Annotated in this window: 15 protein-coding genes; 6 read left to right on the forward strand and 9 right to left on the reverse strand. The window is 66.6% G+C overall.

Annotation, left to right across the window (positions count from 1 at the left end):
• Positions 1-344 precede the first annotated feature (344 nt).
• The 6 genes from prmB to EVC45_RS26110 all read right to left on the reverse strand — a co-directional run bounded on the left by prmB (position 345) and on the right by EVC45_RS26110 (position 5,337).
• On the reverse strand, positions 345-1,229 hold the full coding sequence (gene prmB / locus EVC45_RS26085) for a 50S ribosomal protein L3 N(5)-glutamine methyltransferase (protein WP_129961111.1): 885 nt from the start codon (positions 1,227-1,229) through the stop codon (positions 345-347).
• A gap of 14 nt (positions 1,230-1,243) precedes the next feature.
• On the reverse strand, positions 1,244-2,383 hold the full coding sequence (gene dapE, locus EVC45_RS26090; RefSeq protein ID WP_129961112.1) for a succinyl-diaminopimelate desuccinylase: 1,140 nt from the start codon (positions 2,381-2,383) through the stop codon (positions 1,244-1,246).
• A 125-nt stretch (positions 2,384-2,508) separates the two neighbouring features.
• The gene (locus tag EVC45_RS26095) at positions 2,509-2,874 is read right to left on the reverse strand and encodes an ArsC family reductase (RefSeq protein WP_018435509.1); all 366 of its coding nucleotides are present in this window, start codon (positions 2,872-2,874) and stop codon (positions 2,509-2,511) included.
• Positions 2,874-3,701: a 2,3,4,5-tetrahydropyridine-2,6-dicarboxylate N-succinyltransferase gene (dapD, locus tag EVC45_RS26100; protein WP_129961113.1), complete on the reverse strand. Its 828-nt coding sequence runs from the start codon at positions 3,699-3,701 to the stop codon at positions 2,874-2,876. Before dapD ends, EVC45_RS26095 begins: the two co-directional genes overlap by 1 nt.
• A 62-nt stretch (positions 3,702-3,763) precedes the next feature.
• A complete protein-coding gene (gene dapC, locus EVC45_RS26105) occupies positions 3,764-4,996 on the reverse strand; it encodes a succinyldiaminopimelate transaminase (protein ID WP_129961114.1) in 1,233 nt (410 codons plus the stop codon).
• Positions 4,993-5,337 carry a hypothetical protein gene (locus EVC45_RS26110; RefSeq protein ID WP_129961115.1) on the reverse strand — a complete coding sequence of 115 codons (345 nt, stop codon included), beginning with the start codon at positions 5,335-5,337 and terminating at the stop codon, positions 4,993-4,995. The genes dapC and EVC45_RS26110 overlap by 4 nt, the downstream gene beginning before the upstream one ends.
• Positions 5,338-5,494: 157 nt before the next feature.
• Between EVC45_RS26110 and EVC45_RS26115 the strand changes: the two genes are divergently transcribed.
• The 5 genes from EVC45_RS26115 (at position 5,495) to def (ending at position 14,451) form a co-directional block, all read left to right on the forward strand.
• Complete coding sequence (locus tag EVC45_RS26115) at positions 5,495-6,532, forward strand: DMT family transporter (RefSeq protein WP_129961116.1); 1,038 nt, start codon at positions 5,495-5,497, stop codon at positions 6,530-6,532.
• A gap of 195 nt (positions 6,533-6,727) precedes the next feature.
• Positions 6,728-10,246, forward strand: a complete 3,519-nt coding sequence (gene smc / locus EVC45_RS26120; protein ID WP_129961117.1) for a chromosome segregation protein SMC — start codon at positions 6,728-6,730, stop codon at positions 10,244-10,246.
• Positions 10,247-10,359: 113 nt separating this feature from the next.
• Positions 10,360-11,688, forward strand: a complete 1,329-nt coding sequence (locus EVC45_RS26125; RefSeq protein WP_129961118.1) for a cell division protein ZipA C-terminal FtsZ-binding domain-containing protein — start codon at positions 10,360-10,362, stop codon at positions 11,686-11,688.
• A gap of 166 nt (positions 11,689-11,854) precedes the next feature.
• On the forward strand, positions 11,855-13,918 hold the full coding sequence (gene ligA, locus EVC45_RS26130) for an NAD-dependent DNA ligase LigA (RefSeq protein ID WP_129961119.1): 2,064 nt from the start codon (positions 11,855-11,857) through the stop codon (positions 13,916-13,918).
• Positions 13,918-14,451: a peptide deformylase gene (gene def / locus EVC45_RS26135; protein WP_129961120.1), complete on the forward strand. Its 534-nt coding sequence runs from the start codon at positions 13,918-13,920 to the stop codon at positions 14,449-14,451. The genes ligA and def overlap by 1 nt, the downstream gene beginning before the upstream one ends.
• A 104-nt stretch (positions 14,452-14,555) precedes the next feature.
• On the opposite strand, the gene EVC45_RS26140 is transcribed toward def, so the two are convergent.
• Genes EVC45_RS26140 through map form a run of 3 tightly spaced genes read right to left on the reverse strand, consistent with a single transcriptional unit; the run spans position 14,556 to position 20,293 of the window.
• Positions 14,556-16,775: a pseudouridine synthase gene (locus EVC45_RS26140; protein WP_129961121.1), complete on the reverse strand. Its 2,220-nt coding sequence runs from the start codon at positions 16,773-16,775 to the stop codon at positions 14,556-14,558.
• Positions 16,776-16,781: 6 nt separating this feature from the next.
• Positions 16,782-19,361 (reverse strand): [protein-PII] uridylyltransferase, encoded by a 2,580-nt coding sequence (locus tag EVC45_RS26145; protein ID WP_129961122.1) that lies wholly within the window; start codon positions 19,359-19,361, stop codon positions 16,782-16,784.
• Between the two features lie 29 nt (positions 19,362-19,390).
• The gene (gene map / locus EVC45_RS26150) at positions 19,391-20,293 is read right to left on the reverse strand and encodes a type I methionyl aminopeptidase (RefSeq protein WP_168991536.1); all 903 of its coding nucleotides are present in this window, start codon (positions 20,291-20,293) and stop codon (positions 19,391-19,393) included.
• 472 nt (positions 20,294-20,765) lie between these two features.
• Here map and rpsB point away from each other — a divergent pair, with 472 nt between their 5' ends.
• Positions 20,766-21,518 (forward strand): 30S ribosomal protein S2, encoded by a 753-nt coding sequence (rpsB, locus tag EVC45_RS26155; protein ID WP_008920792.1) that lies wholly within the window; start codon positions 20,766-20,768, stop codon positions 21,516-21,518.
• Positions 21,519-21,699: the final 181 nt, after the last annotated feature.

Raw genomic sequence — 21,699 nt, forward strand, 5'->3', positions numbered from 1 at the left:
GTGTTCAGGAAACGGAGGCGGGCACAGGCTCGCTTCGTGGTCTGCGGCGAACGCGTCGGGCTACGGCTTCAGGCTGCGGCTGCGGACATCACCTTGCGCCGTAGCGGCGATGGTTCGCAACCCTGCCCGAGAACCGCGCTTGAAACCATGGTTTGACGCTGCGCTATGTAAAGCGCCAAAAGCAATCGTGCTTAGAATGCGCGCTAAAAAATAGCGCAAAAACTCGTACTAATAAACTCTGTGTCGGACCGCGCGCGGCGTGCGCGTCACTTGCGAGATCCGCTGCGAGCGGCGGCAAGCCGGCGCCGCGCACGCCGCGCGCTCAAACGGAAAGCACGCCGGACTCAGACCGGCAGGTCGCTGGCCTGGATCAGGAACACGTTGTCGTCGCCGGCGCTGGTCGACAGCCACACGAGGTCGAGACCGCCGAACGCCGCCTCGACGTGCTCGCGTTCGTTGCCGATCTCGATGACGAGCACGCCGCTTTCGGTCAGCCAGTTGCGCGCGTCGGCGATGATCCGGCGCACGATGTCCATGCCGTCCGCGCCACCCGCCAGCGCCATCTCCGGCTCGTGCTTGTATTCGGGCGGCAGTTCCTGCATCGACGTGGCGTTCACGTACGGCGGATTGCTGATAATCACGTCGTAGCGGCGCTCGGCGAGCGGCGCGTACAGATCGCCTTCGAACAGCGCGATGCGGTCGTCGAGGTGGTAGTCCAGCACGTTGCGCGTCGCGACTTCGAGCGCGGGCGCGGAAAGATCGACCGCGTCCACGTCCGCGTTCTGGAACGCGTGCGCGGCGAGGATCGCGAGGCACCCGGAGCCGGTGCACAGTTCGAGCACCGCGCCGACCTGCTCGGGGTCCTCGACGTACGGCTGCAGGCCGTCCTGCAGCAGCTCGCCGATGAACGAGCGCGGCACGATCACGCGCTCGTCGACGTAAAAGCGATAGCCGTGCATCCACGCTTCGTGCGTGATGTACGCGGCCGGCACGCGTTCGGCGGCGCGTCGCTCGATCACGTTCAGCACCGCCTCGATTTCGGCCGTGGTCAGGCGCGCGTCGAGAAACGGCTCGAGCAGGTCGAGCGGCAGATGCAGCGTGTGCAGGATCAGATAGGCGGCTTCGTCGTAGGCATTGGCCGAGCCGTGGCCGAACGACAGTTTGGCCTCGCTGAAACGCGACACTGCATAACGCAGCAGGTCGCGGACGGTGCAGAAAGGAAGCGTCATCGCAAGGTTCCTGGTTACGCGATCAGTTGTTCGAGCACGCGGCGATACACGTTTTTCAGCGGCTCGATATGGGCGACTTCGATATGTTCGTCGATCTTGTGGATGCTCGCGTTCAGCGGGCCGAACTCGATCACCTGCTTGCAGATGCGCGCGATGAAGCGGCCGTCCGAGGTGCCGCCGGTGGTCGACAGCTCGGTGTCCACACCGGTCTCGTCCTTGATCGCCTGCGTGAGCGCGCTCGACAGTTCGCCGCGCGGGGTGAGAAACGGCAGGCCGCTCACGGTCCACTGCAGGTCGTATTCGAGGCCGTGTTTGTCGAGAATCGCGTGCACGCGCTGTTGCAGGCCTTCGACGGTGCTCGCGGTCGAGAAGCGGAAATTGAACATCACGTCCGCATGGCCGGGGATCACGTTGGTCGCGCCGGTGCCGCTGTGGAGGTTCGACACTTGCCAGGTGGTCGGCGGGAAGTATTCGTTGCCGTCGTCCCAGCGCTCGGCGACGAGTTCCGCGAGCGCCGGCGCGAGCAGGTGCACCGGATTCTTCGCCAGATGCGGGTAAGCGATATGGCCTTGCACGCCCTTGACGATCAGCTTGCCCGACATCGAGCCGCGCCGGCCGTTCTTGACCATGTCGCCGAAACGCTCGCTCGAGGTCGGTTCGCCGACGATGCAGTAGTCCATGCGCTCGCCGCGCTGTTGCAGCGCTTCGACGACCTTGACGGTGCCGTCGGTGGCGGGGCCTTCCTCGTCGCTCGTGATCAGGAACGCGATCGAGCCGCGGTGCTTCGGGTTGGCCGCGACGAACTCCTCGCTCGCGACGACGAAGCCGGCGATCGACGCCTTCATGTCCGCCGCGCCGCGGCCGTACAGCTTGCCGTCGCGATGGGTCGGCTCGAACGGCGCCGAGCGCCACTGTTCGAGCGGGCCGGTCGGCACCACGTCGGTGTGGCCGGCGAACGCGAGCAGCTTGCCTTGCGCGCCGTCGACGCCGCGCTTGACGGCCCACAGGTTGGTCACGCCGTTGGATTCGATCGTCTCGTGCTCGAAGCCGAGCGCGGCCAGGCGCTCGATCAGCAGACGCTGGCAATGCTGGTCGTCGGGCGTGACGGACGCGCGCGCGATCAGTTGTTCGGTAAGGGCGAGGGTGCCGGACATGGATTCAGTACAAGCCACTTTGAAATGAAAAAATGCCGGCTCGCGGTGAGCCACCGCAGCCGGCAACAGCCTTTGAACGACGCGGCGCGAGGCCGCGCGCTTTGCTACCTTGGGCTCGGTCAAACTCAGGCGAACAGCGCCGCGTACTCATCCGCGGAAAAGCCGAGCGACTTCACGCGCCCGTTGACGACCAGCACCGGCCGCTTGATCACCGACGGCTTGTGGATCATCAGCGCGATCGCGCCCGGCTGCGTTTCCGCGGCCGCCTTCATGTCGTCGGACAGCGCGCGCCACGTCGTGCCGCGGCGGTTCAAGAGCGCGTCGAGCTTGACGTCCTTGAGCCAGTCCTGCACGAGCGGCTCGGTCACGCCGGCCTTCTTGAAGTCGTGAAACTCGAACTCGACGCCGTGCTCTTCAAGCCACACACGGGCCTTCTTCACGGTGTCGCAGTTCGGAATGCCGTAGACGACGGTTTTGGTGCCGCGCGCCATCAGTCGCCTCGCAGCAACTCGTTCAGGCCGACCTTCGCACGCGTCTTCGCGTCGACCTTCTTGACGATGACCGCGCAGTACAGGCTGTGCGAGCCGTCCTTCGACGGCAGGTTGCCCGCCACCACGACCGAGCCTGCCGGAATGCGGCCGTACGTGACTTCGCCGGTTTCGCGGTCGTAAATCTTGGTGCTCTGGCCGAGGTACACGCCCATCGAGATCACCGAGTTTTCCTCGACGATCACGCCTTCGACGACTTCCGAGCGCGCGCCGATGAAGCAGTTGTCTTCGATGATGACCGGGTTCGCCTGCAGCGGCTCCAGCACGCCGCCGATACCGACGCCGCCCGACAGGTGCACGTTCTTGCCGATCTGCGCGCACGAACCGACGGTGGCCCACGTGTCGACCATCGTGCCTTCGTCGACGTAGGCGCCGATGTTGGTGTACGACGGCATCAGCACGACGTTCTTCGCGATGAACGAGCCGCGGCGCGCGATCGCGGGCGGCACCACGCGGAAGCCGCCGGCGGCGAAGTCTTCAGCGGTGTAGTTGGCGAACTTCGACGGCACCTTGTCGTAGAACTGGCTGTAGCCGCCGGCCGGCATCGGCGCGTTGTCTTCCAGACGGAACGACAGCAGCACGGCCTTCTTCAGCCACTGGTTGACGACCCAGTCGCCATCCTTCTTTTCGGCGACGCGCAGCGCGCCCTTGTCGAGTTGCTCGATCGCGTGGGCGACGGCTTCGCGCACTTCGGCCGGCGCGGCCTTCGGCGACAGCTCGGCGCGGTTGTCCCAGGCGGTATCGATGATGCTCTGAAGTTGTTGCGACATATGCGTGATTTTCTGAAGGGTTGAAGTCTGAAGAAGGGGATGCCGGGTGGTTCAGGCGAGGCTTAGGCTGCCCTCGGTTTGCCACCGAGCGAGCGGCAGAATTCGACGATCCGCTGCGCGCCTTGCGTGCATTCGTCGACGTCGGCGACGAGCGCGAGGCGCACGAAATTGCGGCCGGGGTTCACGCCGTGCGCGGTGCGCGCGAGGAACGAGCCCGGCAGAACCGTCACATTATAGTCGGCGTAGAGGCGCTGGGCGAACTCGGTGTCCGTGAGTCCGGCGCGCTCGACGTTGGCCCACAGGTAGAACGCGGCGTCGGGCAGGCGCACGTCGAGCACGTCGGCGAGCATCGGCGTGACGGTCGTGAATTTCTGCAGGTACTTCGCGCGGTTCTCGCGCACGTGCGTCTCGTCGCTCCACGCGACCACGCTCGCGCTCTGGAACACGGTGGAAAGCGCCGTGCCGTGATACGTGCGGTACAGCAGGAACGCCTTGAGAATCGCGGCGTCGCCGGCGACGAAGCCCGAGCGCATGCCCGGCACGTTCGAGCGCTTCGACAGGCTCGACAGCATCACGAGGCGCTCGAAGCCGCGCCCGAGCTTGTGCGCCGCCTCGAGACCGCCGAGCGGCGGCTTCGACTCGTCGAAATAGATTTCCGAGTAGCACTCGTCCGACGCGATCACGAAGCCGTAGCGGTCCGATAGCGCGAACAGCTCGCGCCAGTCGTCGAGCGTGAGCACGGCGCCGGTCGGGTTGCCCGGCGAGCACACGTACAGCAGTTGCGTGCGGGCCCAGACGTCGGCGGGCACCGCCGAGTAGTCGCACGCGAAGTTGCGCGCCGGGTCGCTGTTGACGAAGTACGGCTGGGCACCGCCGAGCAGCGCCGCGCCTTCGTAGATTTGGTAGAACGGGTTCGGACAGAGTACGATCGCAGGCTCGTTGTCAGCATCGCGGCGCGGGTTCAGCACCGTTTGCGCGAGCGCGAACAGCGCCTCACGCGAGCCCGCCACCGGCAGCACTTCGGTCAGCGGATCGAGCGGCGGCAGGTTGTAGCGTTGCGTAACCCATTTCGCGATCGACTCGCGCAGCGGCGCCGAGCCGAGCGTGGCCGGATACGCGGCGAGGCCGCCGAGCGAATCGATCACCGCGTCGCGGATCAGCGGCGGGGTAGGATGTTTCGGCTCGCCGATGCCGAAGCTGATATGCGCGAGGCCGGCCGGCGGCGTAACGTCCTTGAAAAGCAGGCGCAGCTTTTCGAACGGATAGGGCTGAAGGGAGTCGAGTAGCGGATTCACGGACGAAATGGCCTGATCGGAATGGACGCGAATGAAAGGCGGGACAACCGGGCACGCGCGCCGGCGGGCGGCGGTGCATCAAACATGAATGAATCGGCATCCCTGCGCGCGATGAACTGGCCGGCGACGAGCCGGCCGCCAGCGGCGGCGAACGGACGATTATAGCGTGGCGCGCTTGAGGCGCGGCGGCCCGCGGACAATACCGGAGCTTGACGCGCGGCGCCGGCGCAACCCGCGAGGCGGAGCACATGTGCGTAGTAGCGGGAACGGCGCGATCCCTCCACGGGGCGCGCAAAAAGAATACGCAGGAGCAGCAATGAACGCAGCAGTTCAGGAGACAAGCGTCCTCGCCGGTGCGAACGCGGCCGACGGCATCACGAGGCAGGCGGCCATCGGGGCGGGCGACGGATTGGCCGCGACAACCGCCCACGAAACGCACGGCCAACATGGCCGGGTCCTCGCGCGAACCACCCACGACGCCCCTCGGAGCCCAGCCCCATGACCAACTGGCTTCGCAACGGCTGGCCGACGCTCGCGATCATGCTGGGCGCATCGGTCTGGGGGATGGTCTGGTATCCGCTGCGCATGCTCGCGGCACTCGGCGTGACCGGCACGGCTGCGAGCGCGCTCACGAGCGGCACCGGCTGCCTGTTCGTGCTGGTCGTGCGGCATCGCGCGCTGAAGACCGTGCGGTGGCACTGGCTGCTGCCGGCGCTCGCGCTCGCCGCGGGCGTCACCAATCTCGGCTTCGTGTGGGGCGCGATCCACGGTCAGGTGATGCGCGTGCTGCTGCTGTTCTATCTGACGCCCGCGTGGACCGCGCTGTTCGCGCATTTCATCCTGCACGAGCGGCTCACCTGGTCGGGCGCGGCGCTGGCCGCGCTGTCGCTCGCGGGCGCGATGACGATGCTGTGGTCGCCGCAGTTGGGCATACCGGTGCCCGGCAATCCGGCCGAGTGGGCCGGTCTCGCCGGCGGCATGGGCTTCGCGATGAGCAATGTGCTGATTCTGAAGACGAGCCGCGTGCTGCCTGACATGAAGCCCGAAATGCGCACCGGCGTGATCTTCGGCGGCGCGGCGCTGTTCGGTGCGCTCGCGTCGCTGTTCGAGCCGATGCCCGCGCCGCCCGTCGGCGCGCACCTGGGTACCGCGGCGCTGCTGGTGCTGGGTCTCGGTCTGCTGCTCGCGTCCAACAACATGCTGGTGCAGTACGGGCTGTCGCGGGTGCCGGCCAATCGCGCGTCGATCATCATGCTGTTCGAGCTCGTCGTGACGGCGTTGTCGGCGTGGCTGTTCGCCGGCGAAGTACCCGGGCCGCGTGAATGGGCCGGCGGCGCGTGCATCGTACTTGCATCGGCATTGTCGAGCTGGGTGCATCGCACGAAGACGGCGCCGCCCGATCCCGCCATCGGCGAGACGGACCCGCCCGGCGAGCACGACGGCGACGACGGCGAACAAGGCAGCGGACACGGCCGCGACGGCGACGGTGACGACCACCGAAAGGGCGGTAAGAATCGTCCACGCGCGATGGTATGATTCCCCCTCATTAGCCGGCGCGTGCGCACCTGCGGGTGCGTCAGATGTGCACGAGGTGTGCATGAGCGCATGCAGCCGGCGACCAAAATGCGAAGGCTCGCGAGGTTGCGTGGGGCCGTCCCGCCGAGGCGGAGAACGACCGGCGCAACCTCGCGAGCCACCTATCACACTCTCTTTTCAAACAGCGAAATCGCCGTGCGGCTCACCTCGATCAAACTCGCTGGCTTCAAATCCTTCGTCGATCCCACGCATTTCCAGGTCCCAGGCCAGTTAGTCGGCGTGGTCGGACCGAACGGGTGCGGCAAATCCAACATCATCGACGCGGTGCGCTGGGTGCTCGGCGAATCGCGCGCCTCTGAATTGCGCGGCGAGTCGATGCAGGACGTGATCTTCAACGGCTCGACCGCCCGCAAGCCCGGCAGCCGCGCCAGTGTCGAACTCGTGTTCGACAACGCGGACGGCCGCGCCGCCGGTCAGTGGGGGCAGTATGCGGAGATCGCCGTGAAGCGCGTGCTGACGCGCGACGGCACCTCGAGCTACTACATCAACAATCTGCCGGCGCGGCGCCGCGACATCCAGGACATCTTCCTCGGCACCGGCCTCGGCCCGCGCGCGTACGCGATCATCGGGCAGGGCATGATCGCGCGGCTGATCGAGGCGAAGCCCGAAGAGCTGCGCGTGTTCCTCGAAGAAGCCGCCGGCGTGTCGAAGTACAAGGAGCGCCGGCGCGAGACCGAGAACCGTTTGCACGACACGCGCGAGAACCTGACGCGCGTCGAGGACATCGTCCGCGAGCTCGGCGCGAATCTCGAGAAGCTGGAGGGGCAGGCGGTCGTCGCGACACGCTATCGCGAGCTGCAAGGCGACGGCGAGGAAAAGCAGCGTCTGTTGTGGCTGCTGCGCAAGAACGAGGCGGCCGGCGAGCAGCAGCGCCAGCAACGCGCGATCGAGCAGGCGCAGATCGACCTCGAGGCGCAAACCGCGAAGCTGCGCGAAGTCGAGTTGGAACTCGAAACGCTGCGCGTCGCGCATTACTCGGCGAGCGACGCGATGCAGGGCGCGCAGGGCGCGCTGTACGAAGCGAACGCGGAAGTGAGCCGGCTGGAAGCCGAGATCCGCTTCATCGTCGAATCGCGCAACCGCGTGCAGGCGCAGATCGCCGCGCTCACGGCGCAGCGTGAGCAGTGGCAGTCGCAGGCCGACAAGGCGCAGGACGATATCGCCGACGCCGAAGAGCAACTGGCCGTCGCCGAGGAAAAAGCCGTGCTCGCCGAAGAGGACGCCGCCGCGAAGCACGACGCGCTGCCCGCGCTCGAAGCGCGCTGGCGCGACGCCCAGGCCGAGCTGAACACCGAGCGCGGCGGTATCGCGCAGACCGAGCAGGCGCTCAAGCTCGAAGCTGCGCATCAGCGCAATGCCGATCAGCAGTTGCAGCAGCTGCAGCAACGCCACGAGCGGCTGAAATCGGAGGAAGGCGGCCTCGACGCGCCCGACGAAGCACAGCTCGAAGAGTTGCGCATGCAGCTCGCCGAGCACGAAGAAATCCTTCACGACGCGCAGGGACGCCTCGCCGACGCGCAGGAAACACTGCCGCGGCTCGACGGCGAACGCCGCGCCGCGCAGGAGCGCGTGCAGGCCGAAAGCGCGCAGATCCATCAGCTCGACGCGCGCCTCGCCGCGCTCAAGCAGTTGCAGGAAAACGTGCAGACCGAAGGCAAGATCCAGCCGTGGCTCGACAAGCACGAGCTCGGCAGCCTGCCGCGTCTGTGGAAGAAGCTGCATGTCGAGGCCGGTTGGGAAACCGCGCTCGAAGCGGTGCTGCGCGAGCGGCTCGCCGCGCTGGAAGTGTCGAATCTCGATTGGGTCAAGGCGTTCGCCACCGACGCGCCACCGGCCAAGCTCGCGTTCTACGCGCCGCCGGCGGCCGGTCAGCCGGCTCCGGCGGCGGGCGCGCTGCGCTCGCTGCTGTCGCTCGTGCGCATCGAGGACGCGGGCATCCGCGCGGTGCTGAACGACTGGCTCGGCCTCGCGTTCGTCGCCGACGATCTGCAGCAGGCGCTGTCGATGCGCGCGCAGTTGCCCGAGGGCGGCGCGTTCGTCGTGAAGGCGGGGCACGTGGTCACGCGCGTCGGCGTGCAGCTGTACGCGGCCGATTCCGAGCAGGCGGGCATGCTCGCGCGTCAGCAGGAAATCGAAAACCTCGGCCGCCAGGTACGCGCGCAGGCCTTGCTCGCCGACGAGGCGAAGGCCGCCGCGATCCGCGCCGAAGCCGCGCATACGCAAGCCGCGCAGGCGCTCGCCGAGATGCGCCAGCAGGCCGAACGCGCGACGCAGCGGGTGCACGCGTTGCAGATGGACGTGCTCAAGCTCACCCAGGCGCACGAGCGCTACACGCAGCGCAGCACGCAGATTCGCGAGGAACTCGAAGAGATCGCCGCGCAGATCGACGAGCAGCGTGCGCTGCGCGCGGAATCGGAGGCGAACTTCGAGCGTCACGACGGCGAGCTCGCCGAGCTGCAGGCGCGCTTCGAAGACCACCAGCTCGCGTTCGAAGCGCTCGACGAAGAACTGACGAGCGCCCGCGGTGAAGTGCGCGATCTGGACCGCGCCGCCACCGACGCGCGCTTCGCCGCGCGCAACATGGCGAATCGGATCGACGAGTTGAAGCGCAGCATCCAGGTCGCGCACGAGCAGAGCGAGCGCGTCGCCGGCGCACTCGAAGACGCGCGCGCCGAGCTCGAAACGATCAACGAGCAGACCGCGCACACCGGTCTGCAGGACGCGCTCGACATCCGCGCGGTCAAGGAAGAGGCGCTGCGCGCCGCGCGCGTCGAACTCGACGACCTGACCGCGAAGCTGCGCGCGGCCGACGAAACGCGCCTCACCGCCGAGCGCGCGCTGCAGCCGCTGCGCGACCGCATCAACGAGTTGCAGCTGAAGGAGCAGGCCGCGCGCATCAACGGCGAGCAGTTCGTCGAGCAGCTGGCCGCGGCCGGGGTCGATGAAACCGAGCTGCAAGCCAAGCTGACGCCGGACATGAAGCCGTCGTACCTGCAGGGCGAAGTCACGCGCATCAACAACGCGATCATCGCGCTCGGGCCGGTCAACATGGCCGCGCTCGACGAGCTGAAGGCCGCGACCGAGCGCAAGAGCTTCCTCGATTCGCAGTCGGCCGACCTGACGAGCGCGATCGAAACGCTCGAAGACGCGATCCGCAAGATCGACGGCGAAACGCGCACGCTGTTGCAAAGCACGTTCGACGAAGTGAACCGTCATTTCGGCGAGCTGTTCCCGCGTCTGTTCGGTGGCGGCCAGGCGAAGCTGATCATGACCGGCGACGAAATTCTCGACGCCGGCGTGCAGGTGATGGCGCAGCCGCCGGGCAAGAAGAATTCGACGATTCACCTGCTGTCGGGCGGCGAGAAGGCGCTGACCGCGACCGCGCTGGTGTTCGCGATGTTCCAGCTGAATCCGGCGCCGTTCTGTCTGCTCGACGAAGTGGACGCGCCGCTCGACGACGCCAACACCGAGCGCTTCGCGAATCTGGTACGGGCGATGTCGGACAAAACGCAGTTCCTGTTCATCTCGCACAACAAGATCGCGATGGAAATGGCACAGCAACTGATCGGCGTGACGATGCAGGAGCAGGGCGTCTCGCGGATCGTCGCGGTCGACATGGAAACGGCGGCGGGTTTCGCCCAGAATATCGTTTGAGTTAACGCCTTCGCGGGCATCCGCATCCAGCGCAGCGGCTTCGATGAGTGCCGCGCGGTACGTGGAGCGGATCAGAGGCCCGCGCGGATAAAAGAATTGCTGATGGAGCATGCATGGACGAGTTGACACTCGGTTTGATCGGCGCGGGTGCCGTGGTGGTCGGGGGCGTGGTCGTGTACAACGCGTGGCAGGGCGCGAAGGTGCGCCGCAAGATGCCGCGGCCGATGCCGGCCGACACCGCCGAGAGCTTTGCGCGGGACGAGCATGAGGAGCAGAGCCCGTTCATCGAGCCGGCCCGGCCGACCACGCGGCGCGAGCCGAGCGTGAGCGCCGAGGCGGCCGCGGACCCGACCGCCGCGCGCGTCGAGCCGACCTTCGGCGCGGGCGCCGCCATGGGTGCCGCGCCGCTCGATACACCGGCCGATATCCAGGCCGAGATGACGTCGCCGAACGGCTATCCGCCGGCAGATGCCGACACCGTCGGCGCAGGCGAGCATGCAGCAGCGCCGGGCGCGAACGCAGAGCGCTCCGCGGCCGAAGCGCCCGCGGCCCAGCCGGCGTCCGCCGAGCACGAGCGCGTCGAACCCATCTTGCCGGCCGCCACGACGATTTCGTCGGCGCCGCCCGCGATCGTCGATCGGCGCATCGACTGTATCGTGCCGATCCGGCTGAACGGCCCCGTGGCCGGCGACAAGGTGCTGCCGCTCGCGCAGCGCCTGCGTCGCGCGGGCAGCAAGCCGGTGCATATCGAAGGCAAGCCCGAAGGCGGCGGCGCATGGGAGCTGCTGCAGAACGGCACCCGCTACGAAGAACTGCGCGCGGCCGCGCAGCTCGCGAACCGCAGCGGCGCACTCAACGAGCTCGAATTTTCCGAGTTTGTGACCGGCGTGCAGCAGTTCGCCGACGCGCTCGACGCGGCGCCGGAATTCCCCGACATGCTCGAAACCGTCGCGATGGCGCGCGAGCTCGACGGCTTCGCCGCGCAGTGCGACGCGCAGTTGTCGATCAACGTGCTGTCGGACGGCGCGCCGTGGTCGGCCAACTACGTGCAGGCGGTCGCGTCGCAGGACGGGCTGCTGCTGTCGCGCGACGGTACGCGCTTCGTCAAGCTCGACTCGCGGCAAAGCCCGGTGTTCATGCTGCAGTTCGGCGACACCAACTTCCTGCGCGACGACCTCACGTACAAGGGCGGCGAGATGATCACGCTGGTGCTCGACGTGCCGGTCGCCGACGAAGACATCCTGCCGTTTCGTCTGATGTGCGATTACGCGAAGTCGCTGGCCGAGCGCATCGGCGGACGCGTGGTTGACGACGGTCGCCGGCCGCTGCCGGAAAGCGCGCTGCTCGCGATCGAAAAACAGTTGATGACGCTGTACGCGAAGCTCGAACAGGCGGGTATTCCGGCGGGTTCGCCGGCGACGCGACGCCTGTTTAGCCAGTAAGCGTTTTTCAGCGCTCTACGTGTTTTGACGACGGCCGCACGATGTGCGGCCGTCGTCGTTTCCGGCTTGTATTGCGGCGTGGGGCGCCCCGATTCAGCGATGTAAAGGGGCACGCTTCCTGCGATAATCCGATGTCCGACTTTCACCTCGAGAAGCCTCCGACAGCATGGCCCGATCCTCCGTCTCTCCTTCTGCAACCAGCGCTCCGGCCGAGCGGGCCGCGTGGCTGCGCGCGGAACTCGAACGCGCGAACTACGCGTACTACGTGCTCGACCAACCGGACCTGCCGGATGCCGAGTACGACAAGCTGTTCAAGGAACTGGAGCGCATCGAGGCCGAGCATCCGGAGCTGATCGTGCCGGACTCGCCGACGCAGCGCGTCGGCGGCGAGGCCTCGAGCGGTTTCGAGCAGGTCGTGCACGATCAGCCGATGCTGTCGCTGAACAACGGTTTCGCCGATGAGGACATCGTCGCGTTCGACAAGCGCATCGGCGACGCGCTCGGCAAGAATGCGAACGAGCCGCCGGTGCCGGTCGACTACGCGGCCGAACTGAAATTCGACGGTCTCGCGATCTCGCTGCGTTACGTCGACGGCGTGTTCGTGCAGGCGTCCACGCGCGGCGACGGCACGACCGGCGAGAACGTCACCGAAAACGTCCGCACCATCCGCTCGATTCCGCTGAAGCTGAAGGGCAAGCGCGTGCCGCACATGCTCGACGTGCGCGGCGAAGTGCTGATGTTCAAGCGCGATTTCGAGCGCCTGAACGAACGTCAGCGCGCCGCCGAGCAGCGCGAATTCGCGAACCCGCGCAACGCGGCGGCGGGTAGTTTGCGGCAGCTCGATTCGAAGATCACTGCGCAGCGGCCGCTGTCGTTCTTCGCGTATGGCATCGGCGTGCTCGAAGGCATCGAGATGCCGGCCACGCACAGCGAACTGCTCGACTGGTACAAGGAGATGGGCTTGCCGGTCAATGGCGAGCGCGCGGTCGTGCAGGGTGCCGAAGGCCTGCTCGGCTTCTTCCACGCGGTCGGCGAAAAGCGTGAGGGGCTGCCGTACGACATCGACGGCGTGGTCTACAAGGTCAACCGGCTCGACGAGCAGGAGAGGCTCGGCTTCGTGTCGCGCGCACCGCGCTTCGCGCTCGCGCATAAATTCCCCGCGCAGGAAGCGCTGACGAAGCTCGTCGCGATCGACGTGCAGGTCGGCCGCACCGGCGCGATCACGCCGGTCGCGCGGCTGGAGCCGGTGTTCGTCGGCGGCGCGACGGTCACGAATGCGACCTTGCACAACGAAGATGAGGTGCGCCGCAAGGACATCCGCATCGGCGACACGGTGATCGTGCGGCGCGCCGGCGACGTGATTCCCGAGGTGGTCAGCGCGCTGCTCGACCGTCGTCCGGCCGATGCGCGTGAGTTCGTGATGCCGACGCAATGCCCGGTGTGCGGCTCGGCGATCGAGCGGCTGCCCGACGAGGCGATCGCGCGCTGCACCGGTGGCCTGTTCTGTCCGGCGCAGCGCAAGCAGGCGCTGTGGCACTTCGCACAGCGGCGCGCGCTCGATATCGACGGCCTCGGCGAGAAGATCATCGATCAACTGGTCGAACAGAATCTCGTGCGCACGCCGGCCGATCTGTTCAACCTCGGCTTTGCGACGCTCGCGGAGCTCGACCGCTTTGCCGAGAAGTCCGCGCAAAACCTGCTCGACTCGCTCGAAAAAGCCAAGCATACGACGCTTGCGCGCTTCATCTATGCGCTGGGGATTCGCCATGTCGGCGAATCGACCGCGAAGGATCTCGCCAAGCACTTCGGCTCGCTCGATCCGATCATGGATGCGTCGCTGGAAGAACTGCTCGAAGTCAACGACGTGGGGCCGGTCGTCGCCGAATCGATTCACCAGTTCTTTGCCGAAGACCACAACCGCACGGTGATCGAACAGCTGCGCGCGCCGGGCCGGGTCACGTGGTCCGAGGGTCCGCCCGCGCCGAAGGCGCCGCAGGGCGTGCTGGCCGGTCAGACGGTCGTGCTGACCGGCACGCTGCCGAACCTGTCGCGCGAGGACGCGAAGGAAATGCTCGAGGCGGCCGGCGCGAAGGTGGCGGGGTCGGTATCGAAGAAAACCAGTTACGTGGTGGCGGGCGCCGACGCGGGCAGCAAACTCGCGAAGGCCGAGGAACTCGGCATCCCCGTACTCGACGAAGATGGTATGCGCAACCTCCTGGAGGGGCACTGATGATTCACGACATTCTGAAGATGGGCGATCCGCGTCTGCTGCGAATCGCGGAGCCCGTCGACCGCTTCGACACGCCCGAGCTGCACCGCCTCGTGGAAGACATGTTCGAGACCATGCACGCGGCGAACGGCGCGGGTCTTGCCGCGCCGCAGATCGGCGTCGATCTGCAGGTGGTGATCTTCGGCTTCGGTTCGAACGAGCGCTATCCGGACGCGCCGCCGGTGCCGGAAACGGTGCTGATCAACCCCACCGTCACGCCGGTGTCGCAGGATATGGAGGAGAGCTGGGAGGGCTGCCTGTCGGTGCCGGGGCTGCGCGGCGTGGTGAGCCGGTTTTCGATGATCCGCTATCACGGCTTCGATCAATTCGGCAATCCGATCGATCGGGTCGCCGAGGGCTTTCACGCGCGGGTCGTGCAGCACGAATGCGATCATCTGATCGGCAAGCTGTATCCGATGCGGATTACCGATTTCTCGAAGTTCGGCTTTACCGAGGTGCTGTTTCCCGATCTCGATCCGAATAGCGACGACTAAACGTGGCTGCCGCCAATAAAAAACCCACGCCTTAGGTGCGTGGGTTTTTTGTTGCCCCGAAGGATGCGCCTGCTTACAGCAAGCAGGCGCGCGGCGGACCGACCTCAGAACGACTCGTCTTCCGACAGATAGCGCCACTGTCCCGGCGGCAGCGCGCCGAGCATCACCTGGCCCATGCGCACGCGCTTCAGGCCCACCACTTCGAGACCGACCAGTTCGCACATGCGGCGAATCTGACGCTTCTTGCCTTCGCGCAGCACGAAACGCAACTGCTCGCCGTTCTGCCAACTGACCTCGGCGGGCTTCAGCGCGACCTCGTCGAGCGACAGGCCGTGGCGCAGCAGCGCGAGTTTTTCGGCCGGGAAATGGCTTTCGACGTCGACGGTGTGCTCACCGTAGGCGACCCGCACCAGATACTCCTTGTCCACGTCCGAGTGACCGCCGATCAGTTGCTTCGCGATGCGGCCGTCCTGCGTCAGCACGAGCAGGCCCGTCGAATCGATGTCGAGACGACCGGCCGGCGCGAGCTGGCGCAGATGCGACACCGAGAAACGGATGCCCGAGCGGTCGCCCTCCCAGCGATTCTCAGGCGTGACGAGCGTGATGGCCGGCTGGTAGCCGTCTTCCGCCTGGCCCGACACGAGGCCGACCGGCTTGTGCACGATCACTGTCACCTGGCTCGACTGGAAGGCTTCGGCGGCCGGGTCGATGTCGATGCGCTGATCCGGGAACACCTTGGTGCCGAGCGTATCGACGCGCTCGCCGTCGACCATCACCCAGCCTTTCTCGATCCATTCGTCGGCCTCGCGGCGCGAGCACAGGCCAAGCTTGGACATCAGCTTGGACAGACGCAGCATGCCCGGCGCGTCTTCGCGATCGCGGCGGGGCGGGTGTGCAGTGTCGACGGTGGTGTCGACGGATTGGGCCGGTGCGGATGCCGAGGTGCGCGGCTTGGCGGCGCGGGCAGGGCGCTCGTCGTCGAAACTGCGCGCAGGGCGCTCGCGACGTTCGCTGCGTTCAGCGCCGCGTGCGGAGTGTTCGCCGGACTCGCGGCGGGAGGACGTCCAGTCGCCGCGCTCGCCGCGGTCCTCACGCGTTGTGCGGGGTGCACGCTCGGTACGTTCGCCAAAGCCGCCCTTTACCGGCTTCGCGAAGCTGCGCTCGCCGCGCTCGCTACCGAAGCGCGGGCGGTCGCCGGCATCGCGCTCGCGGCGCACCGGACGGTCGCCACGCGCGCCGCTTTCCGAAGAGCCTGCGCCTGCGCGCGGACCGCTGAACGGACGGCGTTCGCCGTCGTCGCGGCGCGGTGCGCGCTCGCCGCGCTCCGCATTGCCCTCGAAACGACGCGGTGCGCGTTCTGCACGGTCGCCGAATTCGCGTCGCGGTGCGCGTTCGCCACGTTCAGCGTTGCCTTCGAAGCGACGTGGTGCGCGTTCTGCACGGTCGCCGAATTCGCGTCGCGGTGCACGTTCGCCACGCTCAGCGTTGCCTTCGAAGCGACGTGGTGCGCGTTCAGTACGACGGTCGCCGACTTCACGTCGCGGTGCACGTTCGCCACGCTCAGCGCTGCCTTCGAAGCGACGCGGCGCGCGTTCAGCACGGTCGCTGAATTCGCGTCGCGGTGCACGTTCGCCACGCTCAGCATTGCCTTCGAAGCGACGGGGTGCGCGTTCAGCGCGCTCACCGAATTCACGCCGCGGTGCACGTTCGCCACGCTCGGCGCTGCCTTCGAAGCGACGCGGCGCGCGTTCAGCGCGCTCGCCGACTTCACGTCGCGGTGCACGTTCGCCACGTTCAGCGCTGCCTTCGAAGCGACGCGGCGCGCGTTCAGCGCGCTCACCGACTTCACGTCGCGGTGCGCGTTCGCCACGCTCAGCGCTGCCTTCGAAGCGACGCGGCGCGCGTTCCGCCCGCTCACCGAATTCACGCCGGGGTGCACGTTCGCCACGCTCAGTGCTGCCTTCGAAGCGACGCGGCGCGCGTTCAGCCCGCTCGCCGAATTCGCGTCGCGGTGCACGTTCGCCACGCTCGGCGCTGCCCTCGAAGCGACGCGGTGCGCCCGTGGCAGCCGCGCCCCGTTCGCGCGCGGCCGACCCTTCGGCACGCGGCGTGCGCGCACCGGCGCCCGCCGGCTTCGCACCGACCGGCCGCTTCGCGCCGCCACCCGCCGATGCCGCGCCTCCACGCTTCGCGCCGGCTTCGGCCTCAAAGGGCTTCGGCCGCGCTGGACGGGTCGGCTTTCGCGCCGACGCACTGCCGGAGCGGACAGGGGCGCGTTCGGACGAGGTCGGCCGCGGATGTTTCGCTGTTAATTTGATTCGCATGAAATCTCACACTGCGATCGCGCGCAGCAGTTCGGTCTCGACCTGAATTTGCAGGCGGTTGTCCGACAGGCTGTGTCCTTCGAGCAGGAACACGTCCTCGACGCGTTCGCCGAGCGTGTTGATCCGCGCCGACGCGACGCCGACCCGGTGCTCGGCCAGCACGCGCGCGATCGAATAAAGAAGGCCCGGCCGGTCGTTCGCCGACACGGACAGGATGTAGTATTGGCCGCGCTCGTCGGCCCGCAGGTCGACGCGCGGCGTAATCGGAAAGGTGCGCGACAGCCGCGACAGCCGGCCCTTCGACGGTCCCGGCAGCAAGGTGCCGTGGCCCGCGAGCCGCGCGGTCAGCTCCTGCTCGACCAGATTGGCGATGTCGCGATAGTGCACGTCCTCTTCGGTGTGCGCGACGAGGAAGTTGTCGAGCGCATAGCCGTGGCGCGTCGTGCTGACGCGCGCATCGAGCACCGACAGACCGTTGCGGTCGAAATACGCGCAGATGCCCGCGAACAGATCGGGCTGGTCCTTCACGTAGACGAGCACCTGCAGCGCCTCGCCGATCGGCGACGGCCGCGCCCGCACGAGCGGCGTCGGGGTTTCGACGTGGCGGTACAGCACGCGCGTCTGCCACGCGATGTCCGCCGCGTCGTGGCGCAGGAAATAGCCGACGTCGAGCTTGTCCCACAGCGCCCGTTGCGCGCCTTCCGGCACGGTTTCGAGACGCAGCAGCGCGAGCGCCTCTTCCTTGCGCGACTTCAGCTCCGAATGCTCGTCCGGCTGTGCACCGCCCAGCACGGCGAGCGTGGTGCGGTAGAGATCTTCGAGCAGCTTGCCTTTCCACGTGTTCCAGACCTTCGGGCTGGTGCCGCGGATGTCGGCGACGGTCAGCAGATAGAGCGCGGTCAGGCGGCGCTCGGTACCGACCAGCTCGGCGAAGCGCTTGATCACTTCAGGGTCGCTCGTGTCCTGCTTTTGCGCGACCTGGCTCATCGTCAGATGCTGCTGCACGAGCCACACGACCAGCTCGCCATCCTCGCCCTCGATGCCGTGCTGCCGACAGAAGCGCCGCGCGTCGGCCATGCCGAGCGTGGAGTGATCGCCGCCGCGGCCCTTCGCGATGTCATGAAACAGCGCGGCCGCGTACAGCACCCACGGCCGGTCGAAGTTGGCGATCAACTGGCTGCAGAACGGGTATTCGTGCGCATGCTCGGCGATCGCGAAGCGGCGCAGATTGCGCAGCACCATCAGGATGTGCTGATCGACCGTGTACACGTGATACAGATCGTGCTGCATCTGCCCGACGATGCGCCGGAAATTCAGCAGATAACGCCCGAGCACGCTGGTCTGGTTCATCAGCCGGAACGCATGCGTGATGCCGGCCGGCTGCTTCAGGATTGCCATGAAGAGCCGGCGGTTTTCCGGATCGCGCCGCCAATGCTGGTCCATCACGTCGCGGGCGTTGTAGATCGCGCGCAGCGTGCGCGCCGACAGGCCCTTCACGCCGGGGGTGCGCTCGTACAGCAGGAACGCTTCGAGGATCGCGTTCGGTTCGCGCTGGAACACGTCGTCGGACGCGATTTCGAGCATGCCCTGCTTTTCGACGAAGCGATCCGACAGCACGCGCGTGATGCCGCTCGTGCTCGGAAAGAGCTGCGCCTCGATGTTCTGGATCAGGATCGTCGCGAGCTGCGTGACCGCTTTCGCGGCCCAGTAGTAGCGGCGCATCAGCTGCTCGCTCGCGCGCTTGGTCGCGGTCGGCTTGAAGCCGAAGCTCTCCGCGACCGGCGTCTGCAGGTCGAACACCAGGATGTCCTGACGGCGCCCGGCGATCACGTGCAGCCGCGCACGCAGCGACTTGAGGAAGCCTTCGTTGTGACGCAGCTCGCGCGCCTCGCGCTCGGTGATGAGGCCGCGCGCTTCGAGTTCGCGCCAGCTGCTGCCGAACTCGGCCGCCTGCGTGATCCACAGGATCAGCTGCAGGTCGCGCAGCCCGCCCGGGCTTTCCTTGATGTTCGGTTCGAGCGCGTACGGCGTGTCCTGAAACTTCGCGTGACGCTGGCGCATTTCCAGCACCTTCGCCTGGAAAAACGCCTTCGGGTCGAGCGCCGCGCGGTAGCGCTGCGCGAAATCGTCGAACAGCGCGGTGCTGCCGGTGATACGGCGTGCTTCCAGCAGCGAGGTACGCACCGTGACGTCGTTGGCCGCTTCTTCCAGGCATTGCGACACGCTGCGCACGCTGCTGCCGAGTTCCAGCCCGAGATCCCACGCGAGGCTGATAAAGCGCTCGATGCGCGCCTCGAGATGCTCGAGCCGCGCGTCGGGCAACAGCACCAGGATGTCGATATCGGAGTGCGGCGCGAGTTCGCCGCGCCCATAGCCGCCGACCGCGACGAGCGCGAGGTCGTCGGGCAGCTCGCAGGTGTCCCAGGCGGCGCGCAACGAATGGTCCGTCGCGCGCGCGAGGGCAGCCATCAATACGTCGACGTTGGTGGCCGTTCGAAAGCGTTCCAGCAATTGGGCTTTGGCCACTTTATAGTCCGCCTTGAGCGACGAGGCATGGGAGGGGGCGACGGCTGGAACGCTACTCATTGGCAGGCGGGCGGTGAGGTCGGAGTCGGTCAGGCGGTGGCCGCAACCACGGACGGACGCGCGGGCGTACCGGCCGATACGGTCAGCACGTCGTAGCCTGTCTCCGTGACGAGCACCGTGTGCTCCCACTGCGCGGACAGGCTGCGGTCCTTGGTTTTGACGGTCCACTGGTCGGGCATCGTGCGGATGTCGCGGCGGCCGGCGTTGATCATCGGCTCGATCGTGAAGATCATGCCGGTCTGCAATTCGAGCCCGGTGCCGGGGCGGCCATAGTGCAGGATCTGCGGATCTTCGTGGAATACGGTGCCGATGCCGTGGCCGCAATATTCGCGCACCACGCTGTAGCCGAGGCCTTCGGCGTGCTTCTGGATCGCATAGCCGATGTCGCCGAGATGCGCGCCGGGGCGCACCTGATCGATGCCGAGCCACATGCATTCAAAGGTGGCCTGCACGAGGCGCTTCGCCATGATCGACCCTTCGCCGACGATGAACATGCGGCTCGTGTCGCCGAAGTAGCCTTCCTTGATGACGGTGACGTCGATGTTGAGTGCGTCGCCGTTTTTCAGGGCCTTGTCGCCCGGGATGCCGTGGCAGATCACGTCGTTGACGGAAATGCAGGTTGCCTTCGGATAGGGCGGGTAGCCCGGCGGCTGGTAATTCAGCGGCGCGGGGACCGTGCCCTGGTCTTTCAGCATGTATTCGTGGCACAGACGGTCGAGCTCGCCCGTGGTGACGCCAGCCTTGACGAACGGCGTGATGTAGTCGAGCACTTCGCTCGCGAGCCGGCAGGCGACGCGCATCTTCGCGATATCGTCCTGGTTTTTGATGGTGATAGCCATGGTTTCCTCGGAAGCCTTGCTGGATAAGGCTTGCTGGGTGTTGCGGTGGCCTGGCGGAGGGCGTCTTGCCGGCACGAAATGCCGGTTGATCATTCACGATCCCTCGCGCGAGGCGGAATCGAGCCATTTTACAGCAGTGGGGGCCGGGTCGTTGCGCCGGATCGGGCGGCAATGTGCCAAAAGCGACCAGAATCGGTTAGTTGGCGGCCCAACGGACGCGAGGCAGGGCTTTGGGCCTGGCTGCCCGGTCCCATGCGCAGGACCATCGCCCGGTGGTCGGGCCGGTTGAGTCGGTTACGAGTCGCGTGCTATACTCTTGGGCTAAGTCGGTCTTGGTCTGCTTTTATTCGCGCATTCGCCAATTCGTTGCAAATTCGCGCATGGCAGTTCGGCGGAACGGCTTCTCGCGGCACTCCGGTTGCTGGCGTCGCGAGTTGGAGAAAGTAGTGTCAGGCAACCAATTCGCAAGCCGGCGCACCCAGGGTGTCACCGCGTTCCAGCCGAAATAGAGGCGGCGCGGTCGATACGGCAGCCGGCTTAAGACCCAACCCTCGTGGAGAATTTTATGGCAGTTACGATGCGTCAAATGCTGGAAGCAGGTGTCCACTTCGGTCACCAGACCCGGTTCTGGAACCCGAAGATGGCCCCCTTCATTTTCGGTCATCGCAACAAGATTCACATCATCAACCTCGAAAAGACGCTGCCGATGTACAACGACGCGCTGAAGTACGCGCGTCAGCTGGCATCGAACCGCGGCACGATCCTGTTCGTCGGTACGAAGCGTCAATCGCGCGACACGATCGCCCAGGAAGCGCAACGCGCTGGTATGCCGTTCGTCAACGCGCGCTGGCTCGGCGGCATGCTGACCAACTTCAAGACGCTGAAGGTTTCGATCAAGCGCCTGAAGGACATGGAGGCAGCGCTGGAAGCCGGTGAAACCGAGCGCATGAGCAAGAAGGAAGCGCTGCTGTTCGAACGCGAAATGGCCAAGCTGCAGAAGTCGATCGGCGGCGTCAAGGACATGGGCGGCATTCCGGACGCGATCTTCGTGGTTGACGTCGGCTACCACAAGATTGCCGTGACCGAAGCGAACAAGCTCGGTATTCCGGTCATCGCCGTGGTCGATACGAACCACTCGCCGGAAGGTGTGGACTATGTGATCCCGGGTAACGACGACGCCAGCAAGGCAGTCGCTCTGTACGCGGCAGGCGTGGCCGACGCGATCCTCGAAGGCCGTGCGAACGCGGTCAACGAAGTGGTCCAGGCTGCACGTGGCGGCGACAGCGACGAGTTCGTCGAGGTCAACCCGGAAGCGTAAGGCTGCCCAGGGTCCGACATAAAAGGGGGCTTTCTACAGGCCCCCTTTTTTTAAGTCGCGACGCCTGTAGCGGGTGTTGTAATAGGCATCTGGCAGAGTGCTCGAGACGACGCGGCGCGCGTCGCTCGCAAAAAATACGCGAAAACGCTGAAACGAATTCCTGCCGCCGGCATCGAAGTGC

Origin of the sequence: Paraburkholderia sp. UYCP14C (assembly GCF_004197395.1) — a bacterium.
GTDB lineage: Bacteria > Pseudomonadota > Gammaproteobacteria > Burkholderiales > Burkholderiaceae > Paraburkholderia.